Origin of the sequence: Thermomonas aquatica (assembly GCF_006337105.1) — a bacterium.
Taxonomy (GTDB): domain Bacteria; phylum Pseudomonadota; class Gammaproteobacteria; order Xanthomonadales; family Xanthomonadaceae; genus Thermomonas; species Thermomonas aquatica.
Genome location: NZ_CP040871.1, coordinates 1,475,935 through 1,490,339, shown reverse-complemented (window position 1 = coordinate 1,490,339; position 14,405 = coordinate 1,475,935). Strand labels below are relative to the sequence as shown.

The 14,405-nt window shown below is 69.3% G+C and carries 15 protein-coding genes; 9 read left to right on the top strand and 6 right to left on the bottom strand.

Features of this window, described 5'->3' with window-relative positions; genetic code table 11:
* Nucleotides 1-2 precede the first annotated feature (2 nt).
* On the bottom strand, nucleotides 3-500 hold the full coding sequence (locus FHQ07_RS07190) for a hypothetical protein (protein ID WP_139716169.1): 498 nt from the start codon (nucleotides 498-500) through the stop codon (nucleotides 3-5).
* Between the two features lie 126 nt (nucleotides 501-626).
* Entirely contained in the window at nucleotides 627-992 is a 366-nt protein-coding gene (locus tag FHQ07_RS07185; protein ID WP_139716168.1) for a hypothetical protein, read from the bottom strand.
* A gap of 171 nt (nucleotides 993-1,163) precedes the next feature.
* Here FHQ07_RS07185 and FHQ07_RS07180 point away from each other — a divergent pair, with 171 nt between their 5' ends.
* The 9 genes from FHQ07_RS07180 to FHQ07_RS07145 all read left to right on the top strand — a co-directional run bounded on the left by FHQ07_RS07180 (nucleotide 1,164) and on the right by FHQ07_RS07145 (nucleotide 7,912).
* The gene (locus tag FHQ07_RS07180) at nucleotides 1,164-2,972 is read left to right on the top strand and encodes a tetratricopeptide repeat protein (RefSeq protein ID WP_168191497.1); all 1,809 of its coding nucleotides are present in this window, start codon (nucleotides 1,164-1,166) and stop codon (nucleotides 2,970-2,972) included.
* 4 nt (nucleotides 2,973-2,976) lie between these two features.
* Nucleotides 2,977-3,765, top strand: coding sequence for a lytic transglycosylase domain-containing protein (locus tag FHQ07_RS07175; protein ID WP_139716166.1), 789 nt, complete (start codon nucleotides 2,977-2,979; stop codon nucleotides 3,763-3,765).
* Between the two features lie 218 nt (nucleotides 3,766-3,983).
* Complete coding sequence (locus FHQ07_RS07170; RefSeq protein WP_139716165.1) at nucleotides 3,984-4,433, top strand: EF-hand domain-containing protein; 450 nt, start codon at nucleotides 3,984-3,986, stop codon at nucleotides 4,431-4,433.
* A gap of 95 nt (nucleotides 4,434-4,528) precedes the next feature.
* Nucleotides 4,529-5,257, top strand: coding sequence for an HAD family hydrolase (locus tag FHQ07_RS07165; RefSeq protein WP_139716164.1), 729 nt, complete (start codon nucleotides 4,529-4,531; stop codon nucleotides 5,255-5,257).
* Between the two features lie 111 nt (nucleotides 5,258-5,368).
* The gene (locus FHQ07_RS14360) at nucleotides 5,369-5,842 is read left to right on the top strand and encodes a hypothetical protein (RefSeq protein WP_168191496.1); all 474 of its coding nucleotides are present in this window, start codon (nucleotides 5,369-5,371) and stop codon (nucleotides 5,840-5,842) included.
* Between the two features lie 92 nt (nucleotides 5,843-5,934).
* Nucleotides 5,935-6,363 (top strand): copper resistance protein NlpE N-terminal domain-containing protein, encoded by a 429-nt coding sequence (locus FHQ07_RS14355; RefSeq protein ID WP_168191495.1) that lies wholly within the window; start codon nucleotides 5,935-5,937, stop codon nucleotides 6,361-6,363.
* Nucleotides 6,364-6,423: 60 nt separating this feature from the next.
* Nucleotides 6,424-6,990, top strand: coding sequence for a hypothetical protein (locus FHQ07_RS07155; RefSeq protein WP_139716163.1), 567 nt, complete (start codon nucleotides 6,424-6,426; stop codon nucleotides 6,988-6,990).
* Nucleotides 6,991-7,019: 29 nt separating this feature from the next.
* The gene (locus FHQ07_RS07150; RefSeq protein ID WP_139716162.1) at nucleotides 7,020-7,430 is read left to right on the top strand and encodes a GFA family protein; all 411 of its coding nucleotides are present in this window, start codon (nucleotides 7,020-7,022) and stop codon (nucleotides 7,428-7,430) included.
* On the top strand, nucleotides 7,427-7,912 hold the full coding sequence (locus tag FHQ07_RS07145) for a GNAT family N-acetyltransferase (RefSeq protein WP_139716161.1): 486 nt from the start codon (nucleotides 7,427-7,429) through the stop codon (nucleotides 7,910-7,912). Before FHQ07_RS07150 ends, FHQ07_RS07145 begins: the two co-directional genes overlap by 4 nt.
* On the opposite strand, the gene prpF is transcribed toward FHQ07_RS07145, so the two are convergent.
* The 4 genes from prpF to FHQ07_RS07125 form a co-directional block, all read right to left on the bottom strand.
* Nucleotides 7,909-9,105, bottom strand: a complete 1,197-nt coding sequence (gene prpF / locus FHQ07_RS07140) for a 2-methylaconitate cis-trans isomerase PrpF (protein ID WP_139716160.1) — start codon at nucleotides 9,103-9,105, stop codon at nucleotides 7,909-7,911. The genes FHQ07_RS07145 and prpF overlap by 4 nt on opposite strands.
* A gap of 21 nt (nucleotides 9,106-9,126) precedes the next feature.
* Nucleotides 9,127-9,702, bottom strand: coding sequence for a 2'-5' RNA ligase family protein (locus tag FHQ07_RS07135; RefSeq protein ID WP_139716159.1), 576 nt, complete (start codon nucleotides 9,700-9,702; stop codon nucleotides 9,127-9,129).
* A complete protein-coding gene (gene acnD / locus FHQ07_RS07130; RefSeq protein ID WP_139716158.1) occupies nucleotides 9,699-12,344 on the bottom strand; it encodes a Fe/S-dependent 2-methylisocitrate dehydratase AcnD in 2,646 nt (881 codons plus the stop codon). The genes FHQ07_RS07135 and acnD overlap by 4 nt, the downstream gene beginning before the upstream one ends.
* Nucleotides 12,345-12,443: 99 nt before the next feature.
* Nucleotides 12,444-14,405: a pyridoxal phosphate-dependent decarboxylase family protein gene (locus FHQ07_RS07125; RefSeq protein ID WP_139716157.1), complete on the bottom strand. Its 1,962-nt coding sequence runs from the start codon at nucleotides 14,403-14,405 to the stop codon at nucleotides 12,444-12,446.

The window sequence follows — 14,405 nt, the reverse complement described above, 5'->3', positions numbered from 1 at the left end:
GCCTAGGCCAGCGCGGTCGCCGCCTGGTACGGCAACACCCGCGCGCCGGCATGGACGATGGCCGGCTCGGCCACCGCCAGCAGCTTCGATTCGCCATCGATCACCAGCAGGATGTTGCCGGCCTGGATCTCGCCTTCGAACTTGCGGCGGATCGGATCCGGCAGCGAGGCGCCGACCAGTGCCGAGGCCCAGCAGCCGACCATCGCGCCGACCGCGCCGATCGCCGCAGCGCCGGCAAGGGTGATCCCGAGCGGGGGAATCGCGAACGCCAGCAGTCCCGCCAGCAGTCCGGTCGCGCCGCCGTAGCCGGCACCGCGCAAGGCGGCGGGCATCAGGTCGGTATCCGCTTCATGGCGGTCGTCGGGGATCGATTCCAGCTCGATGTCCGAGCGCGCGACCAGCAGCAGGTCGTGGTCGTCCACGCCGGCATCGCGCGCGGCGGCCAAGGCGGCCTGGGCGGTGTCGAGGTCGGGGGTGATGAACACGTGCCGGGTCTTCATGGGCGGCTCCTCGCGTGTGCGATCAGCGTCGTCCCGCGGTGGTGATGCGGACGTGATGCCGGCGTGCCCGGCAAGAAGGCGCCTTGCGGCGCCTTCTTGGTTGCGGATCGCCGGATCGGGCGCGTTTCAGTGGCGCGAGGGTTTGGAGGCGTCGCCGAGCAGCGCCCGCTCGCTGCGATCCCAGGCCGCGCGCACCGCCTGTTTCGCCTGCGCCCAGTCCAGCTGGGTCTGCGCCTTCTGGTTGGCCTCGTAGCGCATGCGCAACTTGTCCTCGATTTCCGGGAACTGCTTGCCCGGGTATTCGCCATGCGCTTCGACGCCAAGCCGGTAGGCCGGTTCGTACGCGCCGAAGTCCCTGCCTTGCGCGTAGTACGGCTCGCTCTGGAAATGCTCGCGCCAGTAGCGCTGCTGGGCATCGAGTTCCTGCGCCGGGATCCTGGCCTGCATGTTGTCGTTGTTGCGCGATTTGTCCTGCTGTTGCTGGGTTGCCATCTGCGTCGTTCTCCTGTGGCCGTGGGGGGAGGCCATGGACGAAGCTACGCGGCATGGCGTAAGCGGCCGGCAACATCCCGTTAGCGCATTGCTAAGCCGGGTTCATCGCGATGAATGCGACCGGCACATCGATCCGGCACACTGCGCGCCTGTTTCCCGTCTGGTACCGCCATGCGTCCGCTTCGATGCGCGTTGTTCTCCGTCTGCATCCTGCTGTGCGGCCACGCCCCCGCGGCCGAGCCCGAAGCGGAGAAGATCAAGCTGCCATTGCCGTGGAAGCAGGGCGAGGTGCTGCATTACGCGGCCGAGCGGGTGAAGACGGAAACCGCGCCGGGCAAGCGCGAGAAATCGGTGGCGACATCGAAGGGAACCGTCGCCACGCTCGAGGTGGGCAAGGACGGTTACCTCCAGCAATGGTCGTGGAGCGAATCGAAGGAAGAGGTGCTGGAAGGCGACAAGTCGCGCCAGGCCGCGTTCGCGCAGGCCGCCGCCGAACTGGAGAAGATCGCGCTGCTCGTCGAGATGGACGCCGAGGGCCATTATTCGCGCCTGCGCAACGTCGACGGGATCGGCCAGCAGATGCTCGGCGCGCTGGGGCCGATCCTGCTGAAGCAGGTCGACGACGAGCTGCAGAAGCAGTCGGCGGCGATGGACGCCGCGCAACGGGCCAAGGCCAGGCAGGCGTCGATGGACATGCTCGACGCCTTCCTCAAGCGCTTTGCCGAACCGCGGATGCTGGAGAACCTGCTGACCAAGGACATCCAGAACGTGCTCGCGTTCAGCGGCGCGGAACTGGAGAACGACCAGGCCTACGAGATCGAGACCCAGCTGGAAAACCCCACCGGCGGCGCGGCGTTCCCGGCGAAGCTCAGCTTCGGCCTGTACGAGGACGAGGAGCAGCCGGAGGACGTCTGGCTGGAATGGACGCTGGAAATCGATCCGGTCAAGGGCGCCGCAGCGGTCTGGGACACGGTCGAGCGGATGTACGGCCGCAAGATCGGCGACGCGGAACGCAAGGCGCTGCCGGCGCAGGTATCGATCGTGGACAAGGGCTTCATGCTGTTCGAGCGCGCCTCCGGCCTGCCTGAGCTGTACCAGAACGTGCGCACCAGCAAGCTCGGGGAACACGCGAACTACGAGCGCAACCGGATGCGGCTGCTGGAGCGCGGGCATGGCCACGAGTGGCTGGAACAGAACCCGCAGGAGACCGAGCCGGAGATGACGGCGATGGAGCGCGACGCGCAGCTTTGCGCGGACGAGCAGGCGGACGACCAAGCCGCGATCGCGGCCTGTTCGCGCATGCTGGAGGACGCCGGCCTGGCGCCGCAGGAGCGGGCGCGCTGGCACGCCAGCCGCGCCGCCCATCGCAGCCGCATGCGGCAGCACGCGGAAGCGGTCGCCGATTTCGACAAGGCGATCGCCTTGCAGCCGCAACGGCACGATTACTACATCGGCCGCGCGCGCGCGCATGGTGCGGGCGGCGACCACCAGGCCGCGTTGGCCGATGCCGGCAAGGCCGCCGCGCTGGCGCCGGAGTCAGCGCAAGCCCAGTTGCTGCTCGGCGCCGCGCATGAAGGGCTGAAGGACTACCCGCGCGCCGCGGAAGACTTCGGCCGCGCGATCGCACTGGCGCCGCAAGATGCGCGTGGCCACGACGTGCGCTGCTGGGTGCGCGCCATGGCCGGCGATCTGGCGGGCGCGAAAGCCGACTGCGATCGCGCGCTGGAACTGGATGCGGGATCATCGAACAGCTACAACTCGCGCGGATACGTGAATTTCCGCGCCGGGCGTTTCGCCGAATCCGTGCACGACTACGACGCGGCATTGGCCGCGCAGCCGGCCGTTGCCTCCTCCTGGTACGTGCGCGGCCTGGCCAAGCGCGCGCTGGGGGATGCCGCGGGCGCCGAGGCGGACATCGCCAAGGGGCTGGCGCTCGATCCGAAGGTCGCCGAGCGCTATGCCGGCTACGGGGTGAAGTAGCGCCATGCCCCGCCTCGCGGCCAGCGTGGTTGCGATCGTCGCATTCGCCTGCAGCGTCGACGCGCCGGCGCGCACCGTCTATCGCTGCGTGCGCGCAGGCACGGTCAGCCTGTCCACCGCGCCGGAACCCGGCAGCAAGTGCGAGGCCAAGGCCATCGACGACAACGCCGCGATGTTGCCCAACCTGTGGGGCGAGCTCGGCGTGTTCAGCGGCACCCTCTACGAATGGCGTGCGCCCGACGGCCGCATGGTCTACACGACGCGGCGCATGCCGGGCGCGGTGCAATACCTCAAGTTCACTGTGGAGACGCCGAAGGCCTCGCCCGCGCACCCGGGCCTGGGCAGGCTCGGCCCGCCGAAGCTGGATGCGCACGCCAGGGAATTCCGCGCGGCGGCGAAGGCGCACAAGGTGGACGACGCCTTCCTGCGCGCGATCGCGCATGCGGAAAGCGGCTTCGACGCGCGGGCGGTGTCGCCGAAGGGCGCGCAGGGGCTGATGCAGCTGATGCCGGACGTGCAGAAGGAATACGGCGTGGTCGATCCGTTCGCGTCGAAGCAATCGATCGACGCCGGGGCGAAGTTCCTGCGCGCCTTGCTGCGCCGCTACAAGGGCGACTTCAACCTGGCCGCCGCCGCGTACAACGCCGGCATCGGCGCGGTGGCGAAATTCCGCGGCGTGCCGCCGTACGCGGAGACGCTGGCCTACGTCGAGAAAGTGCACGCGCTGCACGAACGCTATCGCAGCGCGATGGGCCTGAAGCCGCTCGATCCGCCGCTGCGGCCGGCGCAGTAAGCGCGCGATCCCTGCGCATCCGCATGAATGCGTCGCGCGAATAGCGCGCGCGGCGATGCTTGTTGTTAAGCGCGCGTCGACATTCAGATTGGGCGGCGGCACCGATTCAGATCGCATCCGTAAGGTGCCAGTTGCGTGCCGCTCCGGTCCTGTCAGCGGCGCGGCACGCAACGCGATTCTGATCCCCCGCAGAACGAAAACGACGAGGTGCCAGCATGATGGATTCGAAGAAACTCCTGCCGATGTCGATCGCCATGGCCGCGTGCCTGGCGACGCCGCTGGCCTTTGCCCAGAGCGCGGGCGCCGGCGTGGCTGCCGGCGCCGCCGCGCATGTCGAGACCCCGGCCGCCACCGTGCAATCGCAGGGCGGCGTCGATGCGCAAGCGGTGCCGCCGGCGGCACCGGCCACGCCGGCCGTCCCGCCGGTGAAGCCGGACGCCACGACGGCTGCCGGCGCGCAGGCGGCACCGGCCAAGAAGAGCTGGTCGGAGCTGGATGCCAACGGCAACGGCAGCCTGAGCGCGACCGAAGCGGCACCGATGGACAGCCTGTCCAAGGTGTTCGCCAAGGCCGATGCCGATGCCAACGGCGAACTCACCCAGGACGAATACAAGACCTGGCTGGCGGCGAACGGCAAGGCCAAGGGCAAGGCGAAGGCCGGCGGCTGACCGGCGGCAAGAACAACAACGAGGTTGTGGCACGAGGGGCGGCGCGAGCCGCCCTTCGTATGTCCGGCGGCACGCGCTCCACGTAGACTGCGCGCATGGACAACACCCGTGGCGGCATCGCCCTGGTCGGCTTCGATGCCGACGACACCCTGTGGCGCAGCCAGGATTATTTCGACCAGGCGCAGGCCGAGTTCGAGCGCATCGTCGGCGCCTACGTGGACCTGGCCGATGCCGGCGAACGCCTGTACGCGGTGGAGAAGCGCAACCTCGCGCTGTTCGGCTACGGCGTGAAGGGCATGGTGCTGTCGATGGTCGAGGCGGCGGTCGAGATCACCGATGCGCGGATCAGCGCGGCCGACGTGCATCGCATCGTCGAGCTCGGCAAGGGCCTGTTGCGGCATCCGGTCGAACTGCTGCCCGGCGTGCGCGAGGCGGTGCAGAGCATCGCCGCGGAGTGGCCGGTGGTGCTGATCACCAAGGGCGACCTGTTCCACCAGGAAGCCAAGGTCCGCGACAGCGGCCTGTCCGACCTGTTCCGCCGCATCGAGATCGTCAGCGAGAAGGACGCGCATACCTATGCGCGGCTGTTCGCGGAGTTCGGCGTCGCCGCCGCGCAATTCGCGATGGTCGGCAATTCGCTGCGTTCGGACATCGCGCCGGTGCTCGAGCTCGGCGGCTGGGGCGTGCACGTGCCCTACCACACGACCTGGGCGCACGAAACCGATGCGCAGCTGCGGCATGGCGGCGAGCGCATGCGCAGCATCGCGGCGATCGGCCAGCTGCCGTCGGCGATGCAGGAGTTGAGCGCGCTTGCGCGCAGCTGAACGTTCGATGCGCGGCGGCGGCGCGCAGCGGCGGAATTGGCAAAGCGTTCATGCGCTGCGGCGCAAGGTCGTATCCGGATCCGCGATGGCGCGGATGTCGAGGAGAATGCCATGAGCCTGACCCGTTATCTCGCCCCTGCCGTGCTGGCCGCCAGTCTCGGCGCCGCCGCATTCGCCGCGCCGACGCCGGCGCAGGCCCAGTCCGACGATTGGGTGCGCGTGCTGGTGAACGTGGCCGACGTGGTGATGCGCGGCAATATTCCGTACTACCGCTACGGCGACTACGGCTACGACGACCGCCTGGTGATGCAGCGCGACCGCTACGGGCGCCCGGTCTATTACCGCTACGTCCCCCGCGAGGCCTATTACGATCGCGGCCGTCCGCCGCATGGCAATGCCTACGGCTACAACCGCAACCGCGGCTATCCGGTCACCGGCCAGCGCAGCATGAAGTGCGACAAGCACGGCAAGTGCAGGCTCGAGTACTACGACGCCCGCTACGACCGCGATGGACGGTACGGCTACGACGACCGCCGCGGGCATGGCTACCGGGATGGCCGCCGCTGGCGCGATCGCGACGATTGATCCCTCGCGGGATCGCCGATGGAATGCGACGAACGGCGCCGGGCGGCGCCGTTCGTTCGCCTGCGCCTGCAGGATTGCGCCACAATCGGCGCATGCTGCGGATTCCCCTGCTCCTGCTGTCGGCGACCGGCTTGCTGGCCGGCTGCGGGCCCGCCGCGCCGACCGGCGGTTCGGGTGCGGCTGCTCCCGCACCGGGCAGCGCGATGGAGTTCCGCGGCGAGCGCCCCTGCGCGGATTGCAACGGCATCGAGGCCTGGTTGCGCTTGGAGCGGCGAGCCGGGAAACAGCCGTACCGGCTGGTCGAGGATTACCGCGGCGAGGACCACGATCGGCGCTACGACGACGAGGGCGAATGGCTCGCCGAAGGCGACCTGCTGCGCTTGCATTCGCGCGACGGCGGCGAGCGCGTGTATGCGCGCCTGGCCGACGGCGCCTTGCAGGCGCGCGATGCGCACGGCCAGGCCCTGCCGGCCGCCGCCGACGACGTGCTGGTGCCGGTCGCGTTCGACGCCGGCCGCTGAGTGGCGTCCCTGCGGCAACGCAGCCATCATGCCGTGGGCATGCCGCCACGGGAGGACAGGATGCGACCTGGTTTGCTGCAATCGCTCGCGCTTTGCGCCGTCTTGGCCGCAAGCGTCGGCAGCGCCTCCGCGCAGGAGGCCGGCCTCGACTGGAACCCGCGCAGCGGCGACGCCTGGATCGATGCCAGCCTGGCGGACATCAACCGCTACGGCGCGCGCTATCGCGATCCCTTCATCGACGAGATGGCGCGCTACCACGCCGCGCCGCGCGACCTCGTGGCCGAACTGCTGGTCAACCGGCACTGGGCGCCGGGCGACGTGTACTACGCCTGCAGCATCGCCCAGGTCATCGGCCGCCCGTGCCGCCAGGTGGTCGACGACTGGGCGGTGAACCACGGGCAGGGCTGGGGCGCGGTGGCCAGGCGCCTCGGCATCAAGCCGGGTTCGGCCGAATTCCAGCGCCTCAAGAACGGCTTCGTGCCGACCTACGATCGCTGGGCGCGGCCGATCGGCCTCGATGCGGAGCTGCAGCGGGCGTATCCGAACCACGGCAAGCCGGAGCAGGGCCCGAAGCGCGGCACGGGTTCCGACGCCGCATCGGGCAAGGACGGCAAGGGCAGGCATTGACCCGCCGGGCGGGCGACTAGAATGCGCGGATGACCGAACCCGCGCTTTCGCCGAACATCACCCATCGCGGCGGCTGCCATTGCCGCCGCGTGCGTTTCGAGGTCGACGCGCCGGCGGCGCCGGAAGTGCTGGAGTGCAACTGCTCGATCTGCACGATGACCGGCTTCCTGCACCTGATCGTGCCGGCCTCGCGTTTCCGCCTGCTGTCCGGCGCCGACGACCTGGCCGAATACACGTTCAACACCGGCATGGCGAAGCACCTGTTCTGCCGCCACTGCGGGATCAAGAGCTTCTACGTGCCGCGCAGCCACCCGGACGGCTTCAGCGTCAACGGCCGTTGCCTGGATGCCGGCAGCGTGTCGTTCTTCCACATCACCCCGTTCGACGACAACGACCGCGATGCCGCCACCGCGGCGGTGGCGCACCTCACCGACGCATGAGCGGCGATACGGTCCGCGTGGTCGGCTTCGAGCCGCGCTGGCGCGCGGACTTCGCCGCGCTCAACATCGAATGGCTGGAGCGCTGGTTCGAAGTCGAAGCCTACGATCGCGAGGTGCTGGGCAACCCCGAGCACCACATCCTCGCCAACGGCGGGCATGTGTTGTTCGCCGTCGACGGCGCGGATCGCGCGCTTGGCACCGTCGCGCTGAAGCACGAAGGCGACGGCGTGTACGAGCTCACCAAGATGGCGGTGGCGCCCGAAGTGCGCGGACTCGGCATCGGCCGGCTGCTGATGGACGCCGCGCTCGACCTGTATCGCACGCTCGATGCGCGCGAGCTGTTCCTGGAATCGAGCAGCAAGCTGGCGCCGGCACTCCGGCTGTATGAGCGCGCGGGCTTCCGCCATCATCCCGCGCCGCGCGCGGGATCGCATTACGCGCGCGCCGACGTGCACATGATCTGGGAACCCGTGCTCGACTAGCCGGACGCGATCTGTTCCTGCGGCACCCGCACGGCGCCTTCCATCAGCACGCGCGCGCTGCGGCTCATCACGGCCTTGGTCGCGACCCACTGGCCGTCGGCCTGCTTCACCTCGGCGCCGACGCGCAGCGTGCCGGACGGATGGCCGAAGCGCACCACGTCGCGGGTACCGCCACCAGCGGCCGCGTTGACCAGCGTGCCCGGCACCGCGGCCGCACTGGCGATGGCGACCGAAGCCGTGCCCATCATCGCGTGGTGCAGCTTGCCCATCGAAATCGCGCGCGCCAGCAGGTCGATGTCGTTGCCCGCGACATGCTTGCCGCTCGACGCAACGTAATCCTTCGCCGGCGCGACGAAGGCGACCTTCGGCGTCAGAGGCCGCGCCGCGGCTTTCGACGCATCATCGACCAACCCCATGCGCACCGCGCCGGCCGCGCGGATCGCTTCCAGTTTCGCCAGCGCGGCCTTGTCCTCGTTGATCGCCGGCTGCAGTTCGGTGCCGTCGTAGCCCAGCGCCGCGGCCTCGACGAAGATCGTCGGCACGCCGGCATTGATCAGCGTGGCCTTGAACGTGCCGATGCCGGGCACCTCGAGTTCGTCGATCAGGTTGCCGGTCGGGAACATCGCGCCGCCGTCCTCGCCTTCGTCGGCGGGATCGAGGAATTCCAGCGCGATCTCGGCGGCGGGGAAAGTCACCCCATCGAGTTCGAAGTCGCCGGTTTCCTGCACCTCGCCATTGCTCATCGGCACGTGCGCGACGATGGTCTTGCCGATGTTGGCCTGCCAGATCCGTACCGTGCAGCTGCCGTCGCGCGGCACGCGTGCGGGATCGATGAAGCCGTTGGCGATCGCGAACGGCCCGACCGCCGACGACAGGTTGCCGCAGTTGCCGCTCCAGTCGATGAAGTCGCCGTCGATCGGCACCTGGCCGTACAGGTAGTCCACGTCGTGCTCCGGCACCGAGGACTTGGCGATGATCACCACCTTGCTGGTGCTGGAGGTCGCGCCGCCCATGCCGTCGGTGTGCTTGCCGTACGGATCCGGCGAGCCGATCACCCGCACCAGCAGCGCGTCGCGCGCCCTGCCGGGCTGTTGCGCGAACTCGGGCAGGTCCTGCAGGCGGAAGAACACGCCCTTGCTGGTGCCGCCGCGCATGTAGGTGGCGGGGATGCGGAGTTGGGGCAGGTGGCTCATGGGCGTTCCTGGGAAGAGGCGTCAGAACAGGCTGGTTTGGGTGACGATCGGATCGCGCTCGGGCAGCAGCGGCCAACGATCGATGATGTCGTAGTGGTACGGGTTGCCGTTGCCAAGCACCAACAACAGTTCGTTGATTGTCCAGTCGATGGAAGGGGCGATGTCGATCTTGTCGATCAGCGATGGCGCGTCGTAGCTCAGGGTGGTGTGTGCGGTCACGCCGGTGGCCATGTCCGGATAATCGGCGGCGAGCAGTTCGCGTTGCAGGGCTTGGTTGATGGCCTCGAATGCCTTCGGTTTGCCCTTGGCGCGCAAGCTGAGGTAGTGCTTGCCGGCCGGCGTCAGGCTGCTGTCGATCCGGTTGTACTGCAGGGTGAAGGCGTGCGCGCGGATGCGTTCACCGACCGCGCGCAGCAGCGCCATGTCGGCGCGGGTGGCGTCGCGCTTGCGCTCCGAGAGCGACTGATGCCAGTTTTCGGGGGCGAACAGCCTCCGGCCCAGCCATTGTTCGAGGCCATGCGTGTGCACGACCTCGCGAATGGCCGCCACGACATCCGGAGGCGGCATCGCGGCGAAGAAGAGCCGGGTCTCGCTCACGCCGCCTTGTTCGCCGCCAGGAAATCCTGCGCGAAGCGCTGCAGCACGCCGCCGGCCTCGTACACCTCGACTTCCTCGGCGGTGTCGAGGCGGCAGGTCACCGGCACCTCGACGGTCGTGCCGTCCTTGCGATGGATGACAAGCGTCAGCGTCGCCCGCGGCGTGCGTGCGCCGACCACATCGAAGGTCTCGGTGCCGTCGATGCCCAGCGTCTTGCGCGTCGTGCCCGGCTGGAATTCCAGCGGCAGCACGCCCATGCCGATCAGGTTGGTTCTGTGGATCCGCTCGAAGCCCTCGGCGACGATGGCCTCCACGCCGGCCAGGCGCACGCCCTTGGCCGCCCAGTCGCGCGAACTGCCCTGGCCGTAATCCGCGCCGGCGATGATGATCAGCGGCTGCTTGCGATCCATGTAGGTTTCGATCGCCTCCCACATGCGCGTCACCTTGCCGTCCGGTTCGATGCGCGCCAGCGAGCCTTGCTTGACCGCGCCGTCGACCACCGCCATCTCGTTGACCAGTTTCGGGTTGGCGAAGGTCGCGCGTTGCGCGGTGAGGTGGTCGCCGCGGTGGGTGGCGTAGGAATTGAAGTCCTCTTCCGGCAGGCCCATCTTCGCCAGGTATTCGCCAGCGGCGCTGTCGAGCAGGATCGCGTTGCTCGGCGACAGGTGGTCGGTGGTGATGTTGTCCGGCAGCACCGCCAGCGGGCGCATCCCGCGCAGGGTGCGTTCGCCGGCCAGCGCGCCTTCCCAGTACGGCGGGCGGCGGATGTAGGTGCTTTGCGGGCGCCAGTCGTACAGCGGTTTCGCACGCTCGCCATGTTCGACGCGCACCGCGAACATCGGGTCGTACACGCGGCGGAACTGTTCCGGCTTCACCGCGGACTTCACGATCGCATCGATCTCGGCATCTGTCGGCCAGATGTCCTTCAGCGTGACCGGCTTGCCCTCGGCATCAAAGCCCAGCGCGTCCTTCTCGATGTCGAAGCGCACGGTGCCGGCGATGGCGTAGGCGACCACCAGCGGCGGCGAGGCGAGGAAGGCCTGCTTCGCATACGGATGGATGCGCCCATCGAAGTTGCGGTTGCCCGACAACACCGCGGTCGCGTACAGGTCGCGGTCGATGATTTCCTGCTGGATCGCCGGATCCAGCGCGCCGCTCATGCCGTTGCAGGTGGTGCAGGCAAACGCGACGATGCCGAAGCCGAGCTGCTCCAGTTCCGGCAGCAGGTTCGCTTCCTCCAGATAGAGTTGCACCGCCTTCGAGCCCGGCGCCAGCGAGGATTTCACCCACGGCTTGCGGGTCAGGCCCTTCGCATTCGCATTGCGCGCGAGCAGCGCGGCGGCGATCACGTTGCGCGGGTTCGATGTATTCGTGCAGCTGGTGATCGCGGCGATGATCACCGCGCCATCCGGCATCAGCCCGGCTGCTTCCTCGGCCTTGCCGGCGGCGAGCTTGGCTTCGTCGGCGATGCCCTTGGCGGCGAGGTCGGTGGTGGCGACGCGTGCATGCGGGTTGGACGGGCCGGCCATCGTGCGCACCACGCTCGACAGGTCGAACTGCAGCGTGCGTTCGTACTGCGCGGTCGCCAGCGCATCGGCCCACAGGCCGGCGGTCTTCGCGTAGGTCTCGACCAAGGCGACTTGTTCGTCGCTGCGGCCGGTCAGGCGCAGGTAATCCAGGGTCTGCTGGTCGATGAAGAACAGCGCCGCGGTCGCGCCGTATTCCGGCGCCATGTTGCTGATCGTCGCGCGGTCGCCCAGCGTGAGCGCGGCCGCACCTTCGCCATGGAATTCGAGGTAGGCGCCGACCACCTTCGACTTGCGCAGGAATTCGGTCAGCGCCAGCACGATGTCGGTGGCGGTGATGCCGGGCTGCGGCTTGCCGCTGAGTTCGACGCCGACGATCTCCGGCAACCGCATCCACGAGGCGCGGCCGAGCATCACGTTCTCCGCTTCCAGCCCGCCGACGCCGACCGCGATCACGCCGAGCGCATCCACGTGCGGCGTATGCGAATCGGTGCCGACGCAGGTGTCGGGATAGGCGACGCCGCGCTCGATGCCGATCACCGGCGACATCTTCTCCAGGTTGATCTGGTGCATGATCCCGTTGCCCGCGGGGATCACGTCGACGTTGTCGAACGCGCGCTTGGTCCACTCGATGAAGTGGAAGCGGTCCTCGTTGCGGCGGTCCTCGATCGCGCGGTTCTTGGCGAACGCATCGGGGTCGTAGCCGCCGCATTCCACCGCCAGCGAGTGGTCGACGATCAGCTGCACCGGCACCACCGGATTCACCGCGGCGGGATCGCCGCCCTGCTCGGCGATCGCGTCGCGCAGGCCGGCCAGGTCGACCAGCGCGGTCTGGCCGAGGATGTCGTGGCAGACCACGCGCGCCGGGAACCACGGGAAGTCGAGGTCGCGGCGGCGTTCGATCAATTGGCTCAGGTAGGCATCGCGCATCGCCGGGTCGGCCTTGCGCACGATGTTTTCGGCGTGGACGCGGGCGGTGTAGGGCAGGCCGGCCCAGGCGCCGGGCTGCAGTGCCTCGACCGCCGCGGGCGCATCGAACCAGTCGAGTTCGGTACCGGCTAGCGGCTTGCGGAACGGGGTATTCGAAGCGAGGGTGTTCGAAGCGGGGGTGTTCATCGCGCATGGGCAATCGGTGGGGTCGCCCATTGTCGCGCATCGCCCGTTGCGCCGCAGTCGGACGATCCGCGTCGCCCGGCTGCGTCGGCCCGCTACGCCTCAGCCATCGGCCTCGGCGAGCGCGCGCACGCAGCCGGCGAGGAAATCGAAATACAGGTCGATGTAGCTGATCCCGTTCTCGCGGTCGATCAGGTACGGGTTCATCAGGGTATGGCGCAGGATCACCAGGTGGTCCTCGCCTTCGCCGTCGCTTGCCGGCGCCAGCCCCAGCGCATCCAGGATGCGTTGCATCCCGGCCGGGCCCAACGCCTGCGGGCGCAGGGTGGTCACCGAGCCGAAGAAGCTGCGGTCCTGCAGCGGCAGGCCGGGATCGACCCGCAGCCGGTCGTGCAGCCGTCGCGCGAACGCATTGGCGGTGGCGATGTCGCGGTTGCCGGCGGGGTTCAGCGCGATGCACACCAGGTTGCTGTCCGGCGGGAACGGCACGCAGGCGCGCGCCTGCGCGCGGATGCGTTCGGCGAAGGCCTGCGCGGCGGCGTGGAAGGCTTCGGCGGAGAGCACGGTCTGCGCCGGCAGGCGGCCGAAATTGGCGTGGTCCAGCGGCAGCACCTTGTGGGTGACGTACACCGCGGCGGCGTTGGCGCCGGGCTTGGAGCCTTCCGGGATGAACTGGCCCAGGTTGCGGTAGCGCGCGCGGTAGCCGCGCGGCGCTTGGTCGTGGAACACGTAGTCGGCGGATTCCGCCAGCAGCGCCATCGCGCGGTGGTCGCGGCACAGGAAGGCGCCGGCGCCGTAGGGCAGGTAACCCAGCTTGTGCGGGTCGATGGTGATGGAGTCGGTGCGCGCCAGCGCCGCCGCCGCCGCATGCACGTGCGGCTGCGGGAACTGGCGGAAGCCCTGCGCCACTTCCGCGCGCGGGCGCAGGCTGCCGTCCGGGTTGCGGAACAGGGTGGACAGGTAGCCGCCCCAGGCCGCGTCCACGTGCACGCTGAAGCCCAGCCCGCGCGCCTGCGCGGCATCGCGCGCATCGACCAGGGCGTCGATCGGGTCGACGGTGCCGAATTCGGTGGTGCCGAACACGCCGACCGCCATCAGCAGCGGCTGGCGCGCGCGTTCGCATGCCGCCAGCGTGCTGCCCAGCGCGTCCGCGTCCATCCGCATCTCGCGCTCCGGCATCAGCCTGAGCTGGTCGCGGCCCAGGCCCAGCAGCTTCATGCCCTTCGACCACGAATAGTGCGCGGTCACCGGCGCCAGCACCCACGGCACCTTCAGTTGCGGATGGGCGGCGAAGAAATCGACCAGGCCGCGGCGTTCGATGCGTTCGCCCTCGACCCTGGCCTTCCACGCGCGATGCTCGCGCGGGGTCTGCGCGGCCAGCCACGCCTTCCAGCGCACCACCAGCGCGGTGGCGCCGGCCGGGCCCAGGTTGAAGGCCTGCCAGTCGTCTTCGGGAAGCGCGATGCCGGGTACCTGCGCGGCGCGCAGCGCCACCGGGAACGCCTTCAGCGCCAGCGCCAGGCGCAGCGCCTGGTAATTGGCCAGGGTGCCGCCCGAGGTGAGGTGGCCGAACGCGCAGGGATCGCGCTCGGGATCGTGCGGATAGCCGACCATGCGCGCCAGCTGCAGGCCGGCCTCGACTTCCAGGTCCACCGTGACCGGCGCGGCGTCCTCGCTGACGTTGTTGGGGTTGTACGGCAGGGTCAGGATCTGCGCGACCAGCCCGGGCAGCAGCAGGTCGGAGGCCATGTGCCCGATGTAGCGCGGGCTGTGGAACGGCACCGATTTCTTCAGCGCCGCCGACAGCTGGTGCAGCTCGCGGCGCATGCGCGCCTCGAACGCGCGGTAGTCCGGCGCGAACGCGGCGTCGGTGGCGATCGCCGGCGGATCCTCCGGATGGAAGTTGCGCCGCCAGTAGACGTGGTCGCGCAGGAACTCGACGACCAGCCGTTCCAGCAGGGCGTCGTTCTCGCCGTACGGGCCGAGGAAGCAGGCATCGAGCAGGCGGTCGCGGGCCGCGGCGTCGCCGGGCTGCGGTCCGGGTTCGGTGGTGTGGGCGGGCAT

Bases quoted from the DNA above. Each gene is read 5' to 3' on its own strand.
- FHQ07_RS07190 (WP_139716169.1), bottom strand. From the start codon at position 500: ATGAAGACCCGGCACGTGTTCATCACCCCCGACCTCGACACCGCCCAG.
- FHQ07_RS14360 (WP_168191496.1), top strand. From the start codon at position 5,369: ATGAGCCTGACCCGTTATCTCGCCCCTGCCGTGCTGGCCGCCAGTCTC.
- FHQ07_RS14355 (WP_168191495.1), top strand. From the start codon at position 5,935: ATGCTGCGGATTCCCCTGCTCCTGCTGTCGGCGACCGGCTTGCTGGCC.
- FHQ07_RS07125 (WP_139716157.1), bottom strand. From the start codon at position 14,405: ATGCCCGCCCACACCACCGAACCCGGACCGCAGCCCGGCGACGCCGCG.
- FHQ07_RS07150 (WP_139716162.1), top strand. From the start codon at position 7,020: ATGACCGAACCCGCGCTTTCGCCGAACATCACCCATCGCGGCGGCTGC.
- FHQ07_RS07170 (WP_139716165.1), top strand. From the start codon at position 3,984: ATGGATTCGAAGAAACTCCTGCCGATGTCGATCGCCATGGCCGCGTGC.
- FHQ07_RS07185 (WP_139716168.1), bottom strand. From the start codon at position 992: ATGGCAACCCAGCAACAGCAGGACAAATCGCGCAACAACGACAACATG.
- FHQ07_RS07155 (WP_139716163.1), top strand. From the start codon at position 6,424: ATGCGACCTGGTTTGCTGCAATCGCTCGCGCTTTGCGCCGTCTTGGCC.
- acnD (WP_139716158.1), bottom strand. From the start codon at position 12,344: ATGAACACCCCCGCTTCGAACACCCTCGCTTCGAATACCCCGTTCCGC.
- prpF (WP_139716160.1), bottom strand. From the start codon at position 9,105: ATGAGCCACCTGCCCCAACTCCGCATCCCCGCCACCTACATGCGCGGC.
- FHQ07_RS07180 (WP_168191497.1), top strand. From the start codon at position 1,164: ATGCGTCCGCTTCGATGCGCGTTGTTCTCCGTCTGCATCCTGCTGTGC.
- FHQ07_RS07145 (WP_139716161.1), top strand. From the start codon at position 7,427: ATGAGCGGCGATACGGTCCGCGTGGTCGGCTTCGAGCCGCGCTGGCGC.
- FHQ07_RS07175 (WP_139716166.1), top strand. From the start codon at position 2,977: ATGCCCCGCCTCGCGGCCAGCGTGGTTGCGATCGTCGCATTCGCCTGC.
- FHQ07_RS07165 (WP_139716164.1), top strand. From the start codon at position 4,529: ATGGACAACACCCGTGGCGGCATCGCCCTGGTCGGCTTCGATGCCGAC.